11 protein-coding genes and 1 pseudogene are annotated in these 15,338 nt (G+C 71.4%); all 12 read left to right on the forward strand.

Annotated features, from left to right (window positions below):
- Positions 1-464, forward strand: a pseudogene (locus FRW57_RS23085) (hypothetical protein); the annotation flags it as partial.
- A 112-nt stretch (positions 465-576) separates the two neighbouring features.
- The gene (uvrA, locus tag FRW57_RS07865) at positions 577-3,798 is read left to right on the forward strand and encodes an excinuclease ABC subunit UvrA (RefSeq protein WP_152185747.1); all 3,222 of its coding nucleotides are present in this window, start codon (positions 577-579) and stop codon (positions 3,796-3,798) included.
- Positions 3,799-3,807: 9 nt separating this feature from the next.
- Complete coding sequence (locus FRW57_RS07870; RefSeq protein WP_137121546.1) at positions 3,808-4,584, forward strand: class I SAM-dependent methyltransferase; 777 nt, start codon at positions 3,808-3,810, stop codon at positions 4,582-4,584.
- On the forward strand, positions 4,581-6,098 hold the full coding sequence (locus FRW57_RS07875; RefSeq protein ID WP_338055360.1) for an amidohydrolase: 1,518 nt from the start codon (positions 4,581-4,583) through the stop codon (positions 6,096-6,098). The genes FRW57_RS07870 and FRW57_RS07875 overlap by 4 nt, the downstream gene beginning before the upstream one ends.
- Before the next feature lie 68 nt (positions 6,099-6,166).
- Entirely contained in the window at positions 6,167-6,409 is a 243-nt protein-coding gene (locus FRW57_RS07880; protein WP_152185744.1) for a hypothetical protein, read from the forward strand.
- Between the two features lie 9 nt (positions 6,410-6,418).
- Positions 6,419-7,477, forward strand: coding sequence for a phosphotransferase (locus tag FRW57_RS07885; RefSeq protein ID WP_137121548.1), 1,059 nt, complete (start codon positions 6,419-6,421; stop codon positions 7,475-7,477).
- 12 nt (positions 7,478-7,489) lie between these two features.
- On the forward strand, positions 7,490-8,818 hold the full coding sequence (locus FRW57_RS07890; protein WP_137121614.1) for an aminotransferase class III-fold pyridoxal phosphate-dependent enzyme: 1,329 nt from the start codon (positions 7,490-7,492) through the stop codon (positions 8,816-8,818).
- Positions 8,819-8,822: 4 nt separating this feature from the next.
- Complete coding sequence (locus tag FRW57_RS07895) at positions 8,823-10,166, forward strand: MFS transporter (protein WP_238384668.1); 1,344 nt, start codon at positions 8,823-8,825, stop codon at positions 10,164-10,166.
- Entirely contained in the window at positions 10,163-11,602 is a 1,440-nt protein-coding gene (locus tag FRW57_RS07900; protein WP_137121549.1) for a pyridoxal phosphate-dependent decarboxylase family protein, read from the forward strand. Before FRW57_RS07895 ends, FRW57_RS07900 begins: the two co-directional genes overlap by 4 nt.
- Positions 11,603-11,735: 133 nt before the next feature.
- Entirely contained in the window at positions 11,736-12,968 is a 1,233-nt protein-coding gene (locus FRW57_RS07905; protein ID WP_203230253.1) for an HNH endonuclease signature motif containing protein, read from the forward strand.
- A 271-nt stretch (positions 12,969-13,239) separates the two neighbouring features.
- On the forward strand, positions 13,240-13,701 hold the full coding sequence (locus FRW57_RS07910; protein WP_238384669.1) for a QcrA and Rieske domain-containing protein: 462 nt from the start codon (positions 13,240-13,242) through the stop codon (positions 13,699-13,701).
- A gap of 46 nt (positions 13,702-13,747) precedes the next feature.
- On the forward strand, positions 13,748-15,338 hold a 1,591-nt coding region (uvrC, locus tag FRW57_RS07915; RefSeq protein ID WP_152185746.1), incomplete at its 3' end, for an excinuclease ABC subunit UvrC.

Raw genomic sequence — 15,338 nt, forward strand, 5'->3', positions numbered from 1 at the left:
TGGTCGCGGGGCGCTGGTCGGACCTGGCCGGCAGCCGGCTGCGACCCATGCGGATCATCGCCGTCGCGTCGGCCGTGGCCATGCTGGGCGTCGCGCTCACCGAGTCGACCACCGGCGCACTGGTCGTGCTGGCCCTCGCGGTCGCCTCGATCGTCTCGGTGTCCGACAACGGACTGGGGTTCACCGCCACCGCGGAGATCGCGGGGCGGGCGTGGTCCGGACGCTCCCTCGGCCTGCAGAACACGGTGCAGAACCTCGCGGCCTTCGCGACCGCGCCGGTGGTGGGCGCGATGGCCGGGGCCTGGGGCTATGCGTGGGCCTTCGGCCTGGTCGCGGTCTTCCCCCTGGTCGGGGCCCGCGTGACCCCCGTGCAGGCCGACCGCGTGCTCGCCGACCGCCTCGCCGCCCGACAGCATGCCGAGGACGAGGCTACGGGGGAGGCAGCTGGCGAGGCGGCCGGGTGAGCCGACTGGGAGTGGGGCCCGGCAGGCGGGTGAGGCACGCCATACGCGTTCAGGGGTGAGGGCCGACGCTCGATGACCGCGCTTTCGGTGGGTGTCGGTGGCGACGCTTACGATGGCGGACGTGCCCGAAGTGACGACTCCCATCAGCCGTGACCACCTGCTTGTGCGCGGCGCGCGCGAGCACAACCTCAAGGACATCTCGGTCGAGCTGCCCCGGGACAGCCTCATCGTCTTCACCGGGCTGTCCGGCTCGGGCAAGTCGTCGCTCGCCTTCGACACGATCTTCGCGGAGGGACAGCGGCGCTACGTCGAGTCGCTGTCGGCCTACGCCCGGCAGTTCCTCGGTCAGATGGACAAGCCGGACGTCGACTTCATCGAGGGGCTGTCGCCGGCCGTGTCGATCGACCAGAAGTCGACCAACCGCAACCCCCGATCGACGGTCGGCACGATCACCGAGGTCTACGACTACCTGCGGCTGCTCTTCGCCCGGGTCGGGCGCCCGCACTGCCCGGTCTGTGGGGAGCCGGTGGGCCGGCAGACGCCGCAGCAGATCGTCGATCGGCTGCTCGAGCTGCCCGAGCGGACCCGGTTCCAGGTGCTCGCGCCGGTCGTGCGCTCCCGCAAGGGCGAGTATGTCGACCTGTTCAGCGAGCTGCAGACCAAGGGCTTCTCCCGCGCGCGGGTCGACGGCGAGGTCGTGTCGTTGTCCAGCCCACCGACCCTGGAGAAGCAGAAGAAGCACAGCATCGACGTGGTGGTCGATCGGCTGGTGGCCAAGGGGGACGACACCGGTGCCAAGCGCCGCCTCACCGACTCGGTCGAGACCGCCCTCGGGCTCGCCGGAGGGGTGCTGGTCGTCGAGTTCGTCGACATCCCCGAGGACGACCCCGACGGACGGGAGCGCGAGCGGCGCTTCTCGGAGAAGATGGCGTGCCCCAACGACCACCCGCTGTCGATGGACGAGATCGAGCCCCGATCGTTCTCGTTCAACTCGCCGTTCGGGGCCTGCCCGCACTGCACCGGCATCGGCACCGAGCTCGAGGTCGATCCCGAGCTGCTCGTGCCCGACGTGGACAAGACGATCCGCGAGGGCGCGATCGCTCCGTGGGCGCAGGGATCCGGGTCGGCCGACTATTTCCTGCGGGTGATCGACGCGCTCGGCCAGGAGCTGAAGTTCTCGCTCGACGTGCCGTGGCGGGCCCTGCCGGCACGCGCCAAGGAGGCGCTGCTGCACGGCCGCAACCACAAGGTGCACGTGCGCTACCGCAACCGCTACGGCCGCGAGCGGTCCTACAGCACCGGGTTCGAGGGGGTCGTGCCGTTCGTCAAGCGGCGGTACGCCGAGACCGAGTCCGACTGGAGCCGCGAGCGGTATGCCGGCTACATGCGCGAGGTGCCGTGCCCCGTGTGTGGTGGCGCGCGGCTGAAGCCGGAGTCACTGGCGGTGCTGGTCGGAGGCCGGAGCATCTCCGAGATCTGTGGCCTCGCCATCGCCGACTGTGCCAAGTTCCTCGTCGAGGTCGACTTCACCAGCAGGGAGCGGGCGATCGCCGAGCGGGTGATCAAGGAGATCGAGGCCCGGTTGGGCTTCCTGCTCGACGTGGGGCTCGACTACCTGTCGCTGAACCGGCCGGCGGGCACGCTGTCCGGCGGCGAGGCGCAGCGGATCCGGCTGGCCACCCAGATCGGCTCGGGCCTGGTCGGCGTGCTCTACGTGCTGGACGAACCGTCCATCGGCCTGCACCAGCGCGACAACCACCGGCTCATCGAGACGCTCACCCGGCTGCGCGACCTCGGCAACACCCTGATCGTCGTCGAGCACGACGAGGACACCATCGCCACGGCCGACTGGGTGGTCGACATCGGCCCCGGAGCGGGTGAGCACGGCGGGCACGTCGTGCACTCCGGCACGGTGGAGGGCCTCCTCAACCACCCCGACTCGATCACGGGGGAGTACCTCTCCGGTCGCCGCGAGATCCCCACGCCGGCGATCCGGCGACCACAGGACGGACGGCTCGTCACGGTGGTGGGGGCGCGTGAGCACAACCTGCACGGCATCGACGTGAGCTTCCCGCTCGCCAACCTCATCGCGGTGACGGGGGTCTCCGGCTCCGGCAAGTCCACCCTGGTCAACGACATCCTCTACACCGTGATGGCCAACCAGCTCAACGGTGCCCGGCAGGTGCCGGGTCGGCACAAGACGGTCAAGGGGCTGGACCAGCTCGACAAGGTCGTGCACGTCGACCAGAGCCCGATCGGCCGGACCCCCCGGAGCAACCCGGCGACCTACACCGGAGTCTTCGACAACATCCGCAAGCTGTTCGCCGAGACCACCGAGGCGAAGGTCCGGGGCTACCTGCCGGGCCGGTTCTCGTTCAACGTCAAGGGCGGCCGCTGCGAGGCGTGTTCAGGCGACGGCACGATCAAGATCGAGATGAACTTCCTGCCCGACGTCTACGTGCCCTGCGAGGTGTGCCACGGCGCGCGCTACAACCGCGAGACGCTCGAGGTCCACTTCAAGGGCAAGACCATCGCCGACGTGCTGGACATGCCGATCGAGGAGGCGTCCGAGTTCTTCGCGGCGGTGCCGCGGATCTCCCGACACCTGACCACCCTGGTGGACGTAGGGCTCGGTTACGTCCGGCTCGGGCAGCCCGCGCCGACCCTGTCCGGTGGTGAGGCCCAGCGGGTCAAGCTCGCGTCCGAGCTGCAGAAGCGCTCCACCGGCCGGACCGTCTACGTGCTGGACGAGCCGACCACCGGTCTGCACTTCGAGGACATCCGCAAGCTCCTCGGCGTGCTGCAGGGCCTGGTCGACAAGGGCAACACCGTGATCGTGATCGAGCACAACCTCGACGTGATCAAGAGCGCCGACTGGATCGTCGACCTCGGGCCCGAGGGCGGCGACGGCGGAGGCCGGGTCGTCGCCGAGGGCACCCCCGAGGAGGTCGCCGAGATCGAGGAGAGCCACACCGGGAGGTTCCTCGCGCCGGTGCTCGCCAAGAACGCACGCTCGGCGGGTCGCGCCACCGGCGCGAAGGTCACCCGGTCCATGGCGAAGGCGCCGGTGACCGCCACCGAGGTGTCACAGCGGCGCAAGGGCACTGGACGGACCGCCAAGAAGACCGCCGCGGCGGTGGTCGCGAGGTCCGGATCCAAGGCGGCCACGGTCGCGCCGAAGAAGCGTGCCGGTGCAGGCAAGACGGCGAGGTCCGCGGCGACAGGCCGGACGGCCAAGGCCGGCACCACCGGCCGCTCGGCCGCGACCTCGAAGGCCGCGAAGACGAGCGCCGCGAAACACGTCAGGTCCAAGGGACGGGGCAGCCGGGACTAACCTCGTGACATGGGCAACCGGCAGCGTGGACTGACCTTCGGGTCGGTCGCCGAGGACTACGAGCGCTACCGACCCGGCTATCCCGGGGAGGTTGCGGCCCAGGTCCTGGCCTACGCCAGTGAGCCGACCCGCACGGCCGTCGAGATCGGGGCGGGCACCGGCAAGGCGACCCGTGGCTTCGCCTCCCTGGGGATCGCGGTCACCGCAGTGGAGCCCGATGCCGGGATGCTGACGGTGCTGCGCCGGGAGTCGGCGGAGCTCGACATCACGCCGGTCCAGGCGACCCTCGAGACCTTTGCGACGTCGGGGCAGTTCGACCTGCTCTACTCGGCGGCCGCTTGGCACTGGACCGATCCCGCGACGCGCTGGGCGCGCACGGTCGCACTGGTGCGCCCCGGCGGGACGGTCGCGTTCTTCGGCAGCCCGACCCGAGTGGACGATCCCGACCTTGCCGAGGCGGTCGCTGCCGCTCAGCGTGCGGTCGTCCCGGACGACGACGTGCACCCCGACGGGGAGCGGGAGCCTCGGGGAGAGCTTCGTTGGCCGGGCACCGAGCTCGAGGCCTCGGGGATGTTCACCGACGTCACGCAGCGGCGGATCCCGGGGAAGGACACCGTGTCCCGCGACGACTTCCTGCACGAGCTGTCCACCGTCTCCGCCTACCTGGTGCTCACGCCGGAGGCACGCGTCGACGTGCTGCGCCGCATCGCTGCGGTCCTGCCCGCCCGGGTGCCCCTCGACCGCACGGTCACCCTGCACCTGGCCCGAACAAAGGAGTCGAGATGAGTACTGAGACTGCCGCCGAGGGCGTGCTGGCGGGACTGGGGAACACCCGGGTGTGGCAGGAGGCGTTCTACCAGGACGTGCACCAGCACCCGGAGCTGTCGCACCAGGAGCACCGGACGGCCTCAGCAGTGAGCGAGAGGTTGCGGGGCTTCGGATTCGAGGTGCACGAAGGGGTCGGCGGCACCGGTGTGGTCGGAAAGCTCCGCAACGGTGCCGGTGCCTCGGTGCTCCTTCGGGCCGACATGGACGCCCTGCCGGTGAAGGAGCGGACCGGGCTGCCCTACGCGAGCACGGCGACAGCCGTGGACGCGGCGGGTGACTCGGTGCCGGTGATGCACGCCTGCGGCCACGACGTGCACGTCACCTGCCTGCTCGGGGCGGCCGAGCTGATGGCTGGTGCCCGTGACCGCTGGCACGGCACGCTGGTCGTGCTCTTCCAGCCCGCCGAGGAGCTGGGCGACGGGGCGAAGCGCATGGTCACCGACGGGTTGACGGATCTCGTCGGCCCGGTGGACGCGGCGCTGGCGCAGCACGTCCTCGCGCTGCCGGCCGGCACGGTGGGAACCCGCACCGGCTCGGTGCTCTCGGCAGCCGACAGCATGCGTGTCACGGTCCACGGCCGTGGGGCGCACGGCTCCATGCCGCAGTCGTCCATCGACCCGGTGGTGCTCGCCGCGATGATCGTGGTCCGGCTCCAGACGGTGATCTCCAGGGAGATCGCTCCGACCGAACCAGCGGTGTTGACGGTGGGCAGCATCCGCGGCGGGACGAAGAGCAACGTCATCGGCGACCGTGCCGTGCTCGAGCTGAACGTCCGGACCTACGACGAGTCCACCCGCAACACGGTGATGGAGGCGATCCGCCGCATCGTCGTGGGCGAGTGCCAAGCATCCGGGACGCCGTCCGATCCCGAGTTCGAGCTGTTCGACCAGTTCCCCGCCACGGTGAACGACGCTGCCACGACCGAGCGCCTGCACACGGGCTTCACGGCATACTTCGGCGATCGCGCGCAGGAGCTGCCGCTGCAAAGCGCCAGCGAGGACTTCAGCGACATTCCGGAGGCGCTCGGCGTGCCGTACAGCTACTGGGGCCTCGGCGGCATTGACGCGGAGACCTACCGTGCCGCCGAGGCCGCCGGCCGGGTGGCGCAGGACATTCCTGTCAACCACTCACCGCTCTTTGCCCCCGTCATCCAGCCGACGCTCGACACCGGCACGGAGGCGCTCGTCGTCGCCGCCCTCGCCTGGCTCGGCACGGACTGGACACGCCGCCTGCTGCTTCCCTGCAGCGGTCAGAACCAGCGCTCGACGGCCACCTCGACCGGCTCGCGGTGCTCCGCGTCGCTCACCAGGATCACCTGCGGTGTCGCGTCGCCGGCAGCGTGGTCGATCACGAAGGGGTGCGCAGCGAGCGGTGGCAGCTCGACCCCCGTGGACGGCTCGCCGTTGTCCTCTCCGGAGAAGGAGATTCGCACGTCGTGTCGCGTGGAGGACGAGAGGTTGCGGAGCAGGTAGTGACCGGCGCTGGGGTTCTCCACCTGCCACTGCGGTGCGGGTGGGCCCTCGGCACGTGCCGCGGCACCGTGGTGGCCGCCCTGCGCGTCGGCTATCCGCTTGGCCGCCGCCACGAGCTCGTCGAAGGCGCGAGCCATGTGCTCCTGCCGTTTCGCCGCCTCGACGGCTGCTGCCTCGGCATCACGAGAGGTGCGCACGGTGACGACGACGCTGGCCAGGCTCACCAGCACCGCGACGACGGCGATCAGATCGCCCCAGCCGAAGGAGCCCATGCGCAGACCGTAGCGCCCGCGACCGTCATCAGGTCCTAGGCTGCGGGCGTGGAACCAGAGAGCCTCGGCGCCTTGCTCGACGTGCCCCCGCCGGTGGTCGATGCCTCCCTCGCCCAGCGAATGGCCGCGGAGCTCTTCGACGTGCACGGGATCGTCAGCGAGCTGAGCGGTGAGCGCGACCGGAACTTCCTCGTGCGCGATCCCCGCGGTGGGGACTGGGTGCTCAAGGTGGTCCACCCGCAGGAGGACCCGGCGGTGACCGAGCTGCAGAGCGTCGCGCTCGAGCACGTCGCATCGCGCAACCCGGCGCTGCCCGTCCCGAGGGTCCGCACCTCCTGCAACGGGGGGCCGACCGCCCGGTGGCGCGACCCATCCGATCCGTCCGCCTCCGGCGCCGAGCTGCGGGTGCGGATGTACTCCTACCTCCCGGGGATCCCGATGGCCCGCAGTGCCCTCGGGCCCGAGCTGGCCCGCAACGTCGGCACGCTGGTCGCCGAGCTCGACCTGGCGCTCGCGGACCTGGACCACCCGGGCCAGACGCAGGATCTTGCCTGGGACGCACACCGCGTCGAGTCGGTCGAGCACCTCGTGGACGGCCTCCCGACGCAGGAGAGGGACCTGGTCGAGGCGGCGCTCGACCACTTCCGGTCCCACACCAGCGCGCTGGTGTCGGAGCTGCGGCGGCAGGTGATCCACAACGATGCCAACCTGGACAACGTGCTCACCGTCGCAGTGAACGACCCGACGATCAGCGGGGTCATCGACTTCGGCGACCTGCTGCGCGCCCCGCTGGTGCAGGACGTGGCGACCGCCGCGGCATACCAGGTGCGGGAGACGGGTCACCCCCTGGCCGGACCGGCCGACGTGCTCCGCGCCTACCACCAGCGGCTGCCCTTGCGTCCCGAGGAGATCCAGGTGGTGGCCGACCTCATCACGGCACGGTGGGTGCTCACCACGACGATCACCGGCTGGCGGGCGCGCCGACAGCCGGAGAACCACGACTACATCCTGCGCAACAGTGCGGCCGCCCGCTCCGGGCTGCGCCGGCTCGGGCCGGTGGGCTGCCCGCAGGCGACTGCCTTCCTGTGCGACGCGATCAAGGAGTGAGGACCCGTGCGGATGGCGAATGCGTTCGACCCCGACCGGAGCGGCGCCGTGAACCCGCGTGATGCGGCGTTGCTCGGACGGCGCCGGCAGCACCTCGGGGCCGCCTACCGGCTGTTCTACCGCGAGCCGGTGCACCTCGTTCGTGGAGAGGGCGTGCGGCTGTTCGACCCCGACGGCAACGCCTACCTCGACGCCTACAACAACGTGGCCTGCGTCGGGCACAGCCACCCCCACGTCGTCCGGGCCATGACCGAGCAGGCGCAGACGCTCAACACCCACACGCGCTACCTCACCGACGGGATCGTCGAGTATGCCGAGCGCCTCCTCGCGCTCTTCCCCCCGACGCTGTCACAGCTCACCCTGACCTGCACCGGCAGCGAGGCGAACGACCTCGCCTACCGGATGGCCTGCACCGTGACCGGCGGCACCGGGGTCGTCGTCACCGACCACGCCTATCACGGTGTCACCACGGCGATCGCGCAGATGTCACCGTCTCTCGGCCTCGGCGTGGCCGACCACGTCCGGACCGTGCCGCCCCCGGACCCGCACGAACGACGAGGGCCGGCGGGCGCCGTCCTCGCGGCTGACGTCCGAGCGTCCGTGGCGGACCTGGTGGCCCAGGGCATCCAGCCAGCCATGCTCCTGCTTGACACGATCTTCTCCAGCGACGGCGTGCTGCCGGATCCCCGTAGTGCGCTGCAGGAGGCGGTCGGGGAGTTCCGGCGCGCCGGCGGGCTGTTCGTGGCCGACGAGGTCCAGGCCGGCTTCGCTCGCCTCGGGCCGGCCATGTGGGGGTTCGAACGCCACGGGCTGACGGCCGAGCTCGCGCCCGACCTCGTGACCCTCGGCAAGCCGATGGGCAACGGCTATCCGATGGCGGGCGTCGTCAGCCGGGCCGACATCGCGGCGGAGTTCGGTGCGCGCACCCGCTACTTCAACACGTTCGGGGGCAATCCCGTGGCGTGCGCCGTGGGCTCGGCGGTGCTGGACGTCATCGAGCAGGAGCACCTGCGGGAGCACGTCGCCGACGTGGGGAAGCACCTCGCGGCCGGGCTGCGCGACCTGTCGAGTGGGCAGGAGGCGCTCGGCGACGTGCGGGCGGACGGTCTGTTCGTCGGCGTGGACCTGCAGCGCGACGGCGAGCCGGCACCTGACCTGGCCGACGCCGTGGTCAACGGTCTGCGCGACAGGCGAGTGCTGGTGAGCACCAGTGGACCGCACGAAGACGTCCTGAAGATCCGGCCACCCCTGGTGTTCCAGCGATCCGACGCCGACCAGCTGCTCGAGGCGCTCGAGGACACCCTGGGCGAGGTCGCCGGGGCAGAGCGGCGCGAGTCGTAGCCAGGTGATCCACGCCGACCCCCTTCCCACCCGGGTCCGGGTCGGCTACGGCATGGGCAGCGTCGCCACCGGGGCGTTCGGCACCGTGCCGGGTCTGATGCTCCTGCCCTACCTCACCGACACGCTGGGGGTGGCGGCCGGCGTGGCCGGAGTGATCGTCTTCGCACCCAAGGCCTGGGACGTCGTGCTCAACCCGATCGCCGGCCGGATCAGCGACCGCAGCAGGTCTGCCGCCGGGCCTCGCCGACCGTTCCTGCTTCGAGCCGGAGTGGGTCTGGCGGTCGCCTTCGCGTTGCTCTTCGCCGGACCGGGTCTGGGGAGGACCGGCGAGGCCACCTGGGTGGTCGTGTGCTTCCTGGCGTGCGCCACGGCATACGCCTTCTTCCAGGTGCCCTACGTCGCGATGCCGGCCGAGCTGACGCGGTCCTATGACGAGCGGACCCGGCTGATGATCTGGCGGGTCTCCTTGCTGGCGTTGACGATCCTGCTCACCGGCGCGAGCGCGCCGGCGATCCGCGACGCGGTCGGGGGGCGGCCGGGCTACCGGGCGATGGGCGTCGTCGTCGCAGCCGTCATCCTGGTGGGCGTGCTCGGTGCCTGGCGCGGCACGGCGGGTGCGCCCTCGCACTCCGTCGAGTCCGGGGTCGGCTCGCTGCGCGACCAGTTGCGGGTGGTCGCACGAGCACGGGACTTCCGCCGGCTGCTCACCACCTTCGTGCTCCAGGCGCTCGCCACCGGTGCGATGCTGGCGGGCGTCGACTACGTGTCGCGCTACATCCTGGGCGGATCCGGCGCCTCCACAGTGCTCTTCGTCTGTTTCGTCGGGCCCGCGCTTCTCCTGACGCCGGTGTGGAGCCGGGTCGGTGCACGGTTCGGCAAGCGCAACGGATATCTCGCGGCCTCGGTGCTGCTCGCGGCCGGTGCCCTCGTCCTGATCGCAGCCACGCGCCTGCCGGCTTTCGGGGTCTACCTCGCGACCGCGCTGGTTGGATCCGGGTATGCGGGCGCGCAGGTCTTCCCGCTGGCCATGCTCGCGGATGCCGCGGCGGTGGACGCGGCCCGCACGGGGTCGGGGCGGGTCGGGGTGTTCACCGGGGTCTGGACCGCCGGCGAGACCCTGGGCCTGGCCCTCGGCCCGGGCCTCTACGGCCTCTGCCTCGCGCTCGGTGGCTACGTCTCGTCCTCGGGCGGGGTGACTCCCCACCAGCCGAGCTCGGCGATCCTTGCGATCGTGCTCGGGTTCTCGCTGCTCCCTGGGACACTGACGGTGCTCAGCCTGTGGTGGTTGCGTCGCTACTCGCTGACTGCCGCCGACGTGGACCGCTACCTGCCGAAGGAGCACCGATGACTCCGCCCCGCTCCAAGGTCGCCTCGCTCGTGCTGGCCCGGCTCGCAGAGCTCCAGCGTGCCGACCTGCCCGTCCACGGTGGTCGCACCCTCGCCTACGTCTATGACGGTGGGGTCGAACGCGCGGAAGAGGTGGGACGCGCCGCGATGGCGGCGTATGCCGGCAGCAACGCCCTCGACCCGACCGCCTTCCCGAGTCTGCTGCGGATGGAGAACGAGCTCGTCGGGCGCGCGGCCGACCTGCTCGACGCCCCGGACGACGCGGTCGGCAACCTCACGTCGGGCGGCACCGAGTCGATCCTGTTGGCCGTGCAGGGCGCCCGGGACTCTCGGCCCGAGGTCCGGCGGCCCCGGATGGTGCTGCCCAGCACCGCCCACGCTGCCTTCCACAAGGCCGCGCACTACTTCGGCGTCGAGCCGGTGTCCGTCCCGGTGGACCCGGCCACGCTGCGCGCCGCCCCTGACGCCATGGCCGCGGCGTTGGACGAGCGCACCGTCCTCGTGGTGGCGTCGGCCCCGTCCTATGCGCACGGAGTCGTGGACCCGGTCGAGCCCATCGCGGCAGCGGCGGCGGAGTGCGGCATCCGGTGCCACGTCGACGCGTGCATCGGCGGCTGGATCCTCCCGTATGCCGTGCGGCTGGGCCGGTCGGTCCCGCCCTGGACGTTCGCGGTGCCGGGGGTCACGAGCATCTCGGTCGACCTGCACAAATACGCCTACACCCCGAAAGGCGCCTCGTTGCTGTTGCACCGCAACGGGGTGCTGCGGGAGCCCCAGCTCTATGCCAGCGCAGCGTGGCCCGGCTACACGATGCTCAACAGCACCATGCAGTCGACCAAGTCGGGTGGGCCGGTGGCTGCCGCCTGGGCCGTCACCAAGGCCTTCGGCGACGACGGCTACCTCGAGGCGACGCGCGAGGCCCTCGCCGCCGTCGACCGGGTTGTCGCCGAGGTCGACGGCATTCCGCAGCTGCGCGTGGTGGTGCCACCGGACAGCACTCTCGTGGCTCTGGCCACGGACGACAGCTGTGACGTCTTCACGTTGGCCGACGAGATGGGTGAGCGGGGCTGGTACGTGCAGCCGCAGATGGGGTTCGCCGAGGTGCCAGCCACCCTGCACCTCTCCGTCAGCGCGGGCACGAGCGCTCACCTGGACGAGTTCGCCGCTGTCCTACGCTCGTCCGTGGCTGCTGCCGTCTCGGCCGGCCCCGTGGTCGTGCCGGAGGGGCTGGCCGACGCGGTGGGACGGCTCGACCCCTCCGAGCTCGACGAGGCGACGTTCGAGGGGCTGCTGGCGACGGCGGGGCTCGATCTCGCGGCCGGCCTGCCGGCTCGGATGGCGCCGGTCAACGCCCTCCTCGATCTCGCGGCGCCGGACCTGCGCGAGGCGGTGCTCAAGGCCTTCCTCGCGCAACTGTCCCGCCCCGTCCGCGGCTGAGGGCACGTCGCCGGCCACCGGCTCGGCACGGACGGTACGCGACACGCAACCTCTCCGTGACTCGTATGGCGCCGACACGCCCGGCCTCGCCGGTGGCGCCACTGATGCGGGTGATCGGGCCGCGGGGGTGCGGGTGGAAGTGTCCGGACCGGACGCGGACCAGCCGGTGCTGGGCCGGCTTGGTGGCGCGGTCGTATGTCTGTCCGAGGCGCTCGACGATCAGGTGTGGCGTCTGGGCGATGACCAGCTCGGGACGTTGTTGGACCAGCTGGGCCGGTTGCGTCGCGACACCGCACGACTGCTGACCGCGGCCGTGACCGAGGCGACCAGCCGGTCCGCGCCCGATCGAGAAGGGCACTCCTCGACGGGGGACTACCTGCGAGCCCACCTCGGCGACGGGGCCGGCGGCATGGATCCGACCGCCGCGCACCGGACCGGGTCGGTCGCGACCGGCTGCCGCGACCCCCGGCACCAGCCGTTGGCGAAAGCCGTCGAGGCCGGGCGGGTGCGGGTCGACCAGGCCGCCAGGGTGTTGCGCGTGCTGGAACAGATCCAGCCTTACCTGGACCCGGACAGCTACACCGCCTGCCAGGACGACCTGATCACCACCTGCACCGGCGGTGCCAGCGACCGGGTACTGCGCCGGGTCCTGCGGGACCTGGTCGACGAGCACAAGCCGGTCGACTCCGACGAACTGGAGAAGGCGCAGAAACGCAACCGGGGTCTGTACGAGCGAACCTCGACCGGCGGAACCACGGAGTTCGTGTGGAGGTTGGACCCCGAGGGCGCGGCGTTCGTGCGGGCCGCGATCGGTCCGCTGGCCAAACCGGTGCCCGACGAGGACGGGCCCGACCCCCGCTCGCCGCAGCAGCGGCGCAGCGACGCGCTGATGGCGATCGTGCAGCGCGGGATGACCTCGCCCGGCGCGGCGCCGACCACCAACAACGCGAAGGTGTTCATCACCCTGTCGCTGCAGCAGTTGGTGGGTGAGCTGTCCGGGCTGGGCTGCACGCTGACCGGGGAACAGCTGACCGCGGCGGCGGTGCGACGCCTGGCCTGCCAGGCCGACCTGGTCCCGGTCGTGCTCGACACGGCCGGTCACGTCCTCGACCTGGGCCACACCGCCCGACTGGCCAGCCCCGCCCAACGCGCCGCGCTGTGGCTGGAAGAACCCGAATGCACCTACCAGGGCTGCACCATGCCCGGCCAGTGGTGCATCGCCCACCACGCGATCTGGTGGTCCCGCGGCGGGGCGACCGACCACGACAACCTGCACCTGCTGTGCCCCCGCCACCATACGAAGGTCCATGAGCACGACCTGCACTACGTCACGGACCCCGACGGCACCCCCGCCTGGCGCTATTGACCACCCCGCCCCCACCCGCCACACCCGAGGCGGGTACATAACCATGCCCGTTGTGGCACATGCTGGGCACGAGCATGCCCATCGTCGGCAGCCGTCCGGTGGAGACGTCTGGTCGCCGACCTCGCAGCCCGCGGCTGGCGGCCGGCTGAGACACCCTGGGGCCGCGCTGAGACTGGGCTGAGAGGAGGAGGGGCCAGCACCTCGGCCGCAGCCGCTCGGCATACGGTGGGCGCAGGAGCCGGCCACCGGGGCCGGCGTTCGCGGAAGGGCCGTGATCGTGGCAGTGGAGTCACCGTCCCACCACCGTGGAGCCGACGCCTGTGCAGGCGGTCCCTGCGCAGGGCTCGGCCGGCGGACCTTCGTCAAGGGAGTCGGGGTCGTCGGAGCCGGTGTTGCCGGCGTGGCAGCGTTGGCGGCCTGTGGCGGAGGCAGCAGCGCCCAGTCCGGCCCGTTCGAGGTGAAGGAGTCCGACGTCCCGGTCGGGGGCGGCGTGATAGACGCCATCCACGAAGCCGTCGTCACCCAACCGACCAAGGGGGAGTTCAAGGCGTTCTCGGCGATCTGCACCCACCAGGGGTGCACGGTGGACCGGGTCGCCGACGGGACCATCGACTGCCCCTGCCACGGCAGCAGGTTCGACATCACCCACGGCAAACCGGTCCAGGGCCCGGCGAGCACGCCACTGCCCGCCAAGAGGATCACCCGGAAGGGCACGCGGCTCGAGATCAGCTGACGGGGACGCCTGGGCTGCTGTCTGTCGCATTACCTAGGGTGGGGGTGTGGCTGACCCGTCGTCCTATCGTCCGAAGCCGGGGCAGATCCCGGTGGATCCGGGTGTCTACCGCTTCCGCGACAAGGACCGTCGCGTCATCTACGTGGGCAAGGCCAAGTCGCTGCGTTCGCGGCTGTCGTCCTACTTCCAGGACCTCAGCGCGCTCCACCCGCGCACCCGCACGATGGTCCTGACCGGCGCGAGCGTCGAGTGGACGGTGGTGCGCACCGAGGTCGAGGCGCTGCAGCTCGAGTACACCTGGATCAAGGAGTTCGACCCGCGATTCAACGTCAAGTACCGCGACGACAAGTCCTATCCCTACCTCGCGGTCACGATGGGCGATGAGTTCCCCCGCGCCCAGGTCATGCGCGGGGCCAAGCGCAAGGGCACCCGATATTTCGGTCCCTACGGGCACGCGTGGGCGATCCGCGAGACCCTCGACCAATTGTTGCGCGTCTTCCCGGTGCGCACCTGCAGCGGAGGCGTCTTCAAGCGTGCGTCGCAGGTGGGGCGTCCCTGCCTCCTCGGATACATCGACAAGTGCTCCGCGCCTTGCGTCGGGCGGGTGACCCCCGAGGAGCACCGTGCGATCGCGGAGGACTTCTGCGACTTCATGGCCGGCAACACGAGCAAGTTCGTCAAGCGGCTCGAGCGGCAGATGCGGGCGGCCTCCGACGAGCTCGACTTCGAGCGTGCGGCCCGGCTGAGGGATGACATCGGTGCCCTTGAACGGGCCCTCGAGAAGTCGGCGGTGGTCCTGCCGGACGCCACCGACGCCGACGTCTTCGCGCTCTCCGACGACGAGCTCGAGGCCGCGGTCCAGGTCTTCCACGTCCGGGGCGGTCGGGTGCGCGGGCAACGCGGCTGGGTCGTCGAGAAGATCGACGAGGGTTTGCCCGAGCTCGTGGAGCACCTCCTGCAACAGGTGTATGGCGGTGAGTCACCCGAGGGTGTCCCGCGTGAGGTGCTCGTCCCCGTCCTGCCACCCGACGACACGGCCGTGGCCGAGTGGCTCGCCGAGCGGCGCGGCGCACGGGTGGACCTGCGGGTGCCGCGCCGGGGCGACAAGCGGACCCTGATGGAGACCGTCCGGCGCAACGCCGACCAGGCCTTGGCCCGCCACAAGGTGGCCCGAGCGGGTGACCTGACGCTGCGCAGCCAGGCGCTCGAGGAGCTCCAGGAGGCCCTCGAGCTGGGTGAGGCGCCGCTGCGCATCGAGTGCTACGACGTGAGCCACGTCCAGGGCACCAACGTCGTCGCCTCGATGGTCGTGTTCGAGGACGGGCTGGCGCGCAAGTCGGAGTACCGCCGGTTCATCATCCGCGGCGGCCCGGAGGGGACCGCGCTCGAGGGCCGCACCGACGACACCGCCGCGATGCACGAGGTGCTCACGCGCCGGTTCCGCCGCTACATCGAGGACCGCAGTGAGGCCACGGACATCGAGGGCACCGATGGCGATGGCGCGGACGACGGCGACGACGGTGGGCGGTCCGGGCCGATCGACCCGGAGACCGGTCGGCCGCGCCGCTTCGCCTACCCCCCGCAGCTCGTCGTCGTGGACGGCGGCCTGCCCCAGGTCAACGCGGCCGCCGCGGCCC

The sequence above is a fragment of the Segeticoccus rhizosphaerae genome (genome assembly GCF_009192725.1).
Classification (GTDB): Bacteria; Actinomycetota; Actinomycetes; order Actinomycetales; family Dermatophilaceae; genus Segeticoccus; species Segeticoccus rhizosphaerae.

Bases quoted from the DNA above. Each gene is read 5' to 3' on its own strand.
- FRW57_RS07870 (WP_137121546.1), top strand. From the start codon at position 3,808: ATGGGCAACCGGCAGCGTGGACTGACCTTCGGGTCGGTCGCCGAGGAC.
- FRW57_RS07875 (WP_338055360.1), top strand. From the start codon at position 4,581: ATGAGTACTGAGACTGCCGCCGAGGGCGTGCTGGCGGGACTGGGGAAC.
- uvrA (WP_152185747.1), top strand. From the start codon at position 577: ATGGCGGACGTGCCCGAAGTGACGACTCCCATCAGCCGTGACCACCTG.
- FRW57_RS07890 (WP_137121614.1), top strand. From the start codon at position 7,490: ATGGCGAATGCGTTCGACCCCGACCGGAGCGGCGCCGTGAACCCGCGT.
- FRW57_RS07900 (WP_137121549.1), top strand. From the start codon at position 10,163: ATGACTCCGCCCCGCTCCAAGGTCGCCTCGCTCGTGCTGGCCCGGCTC.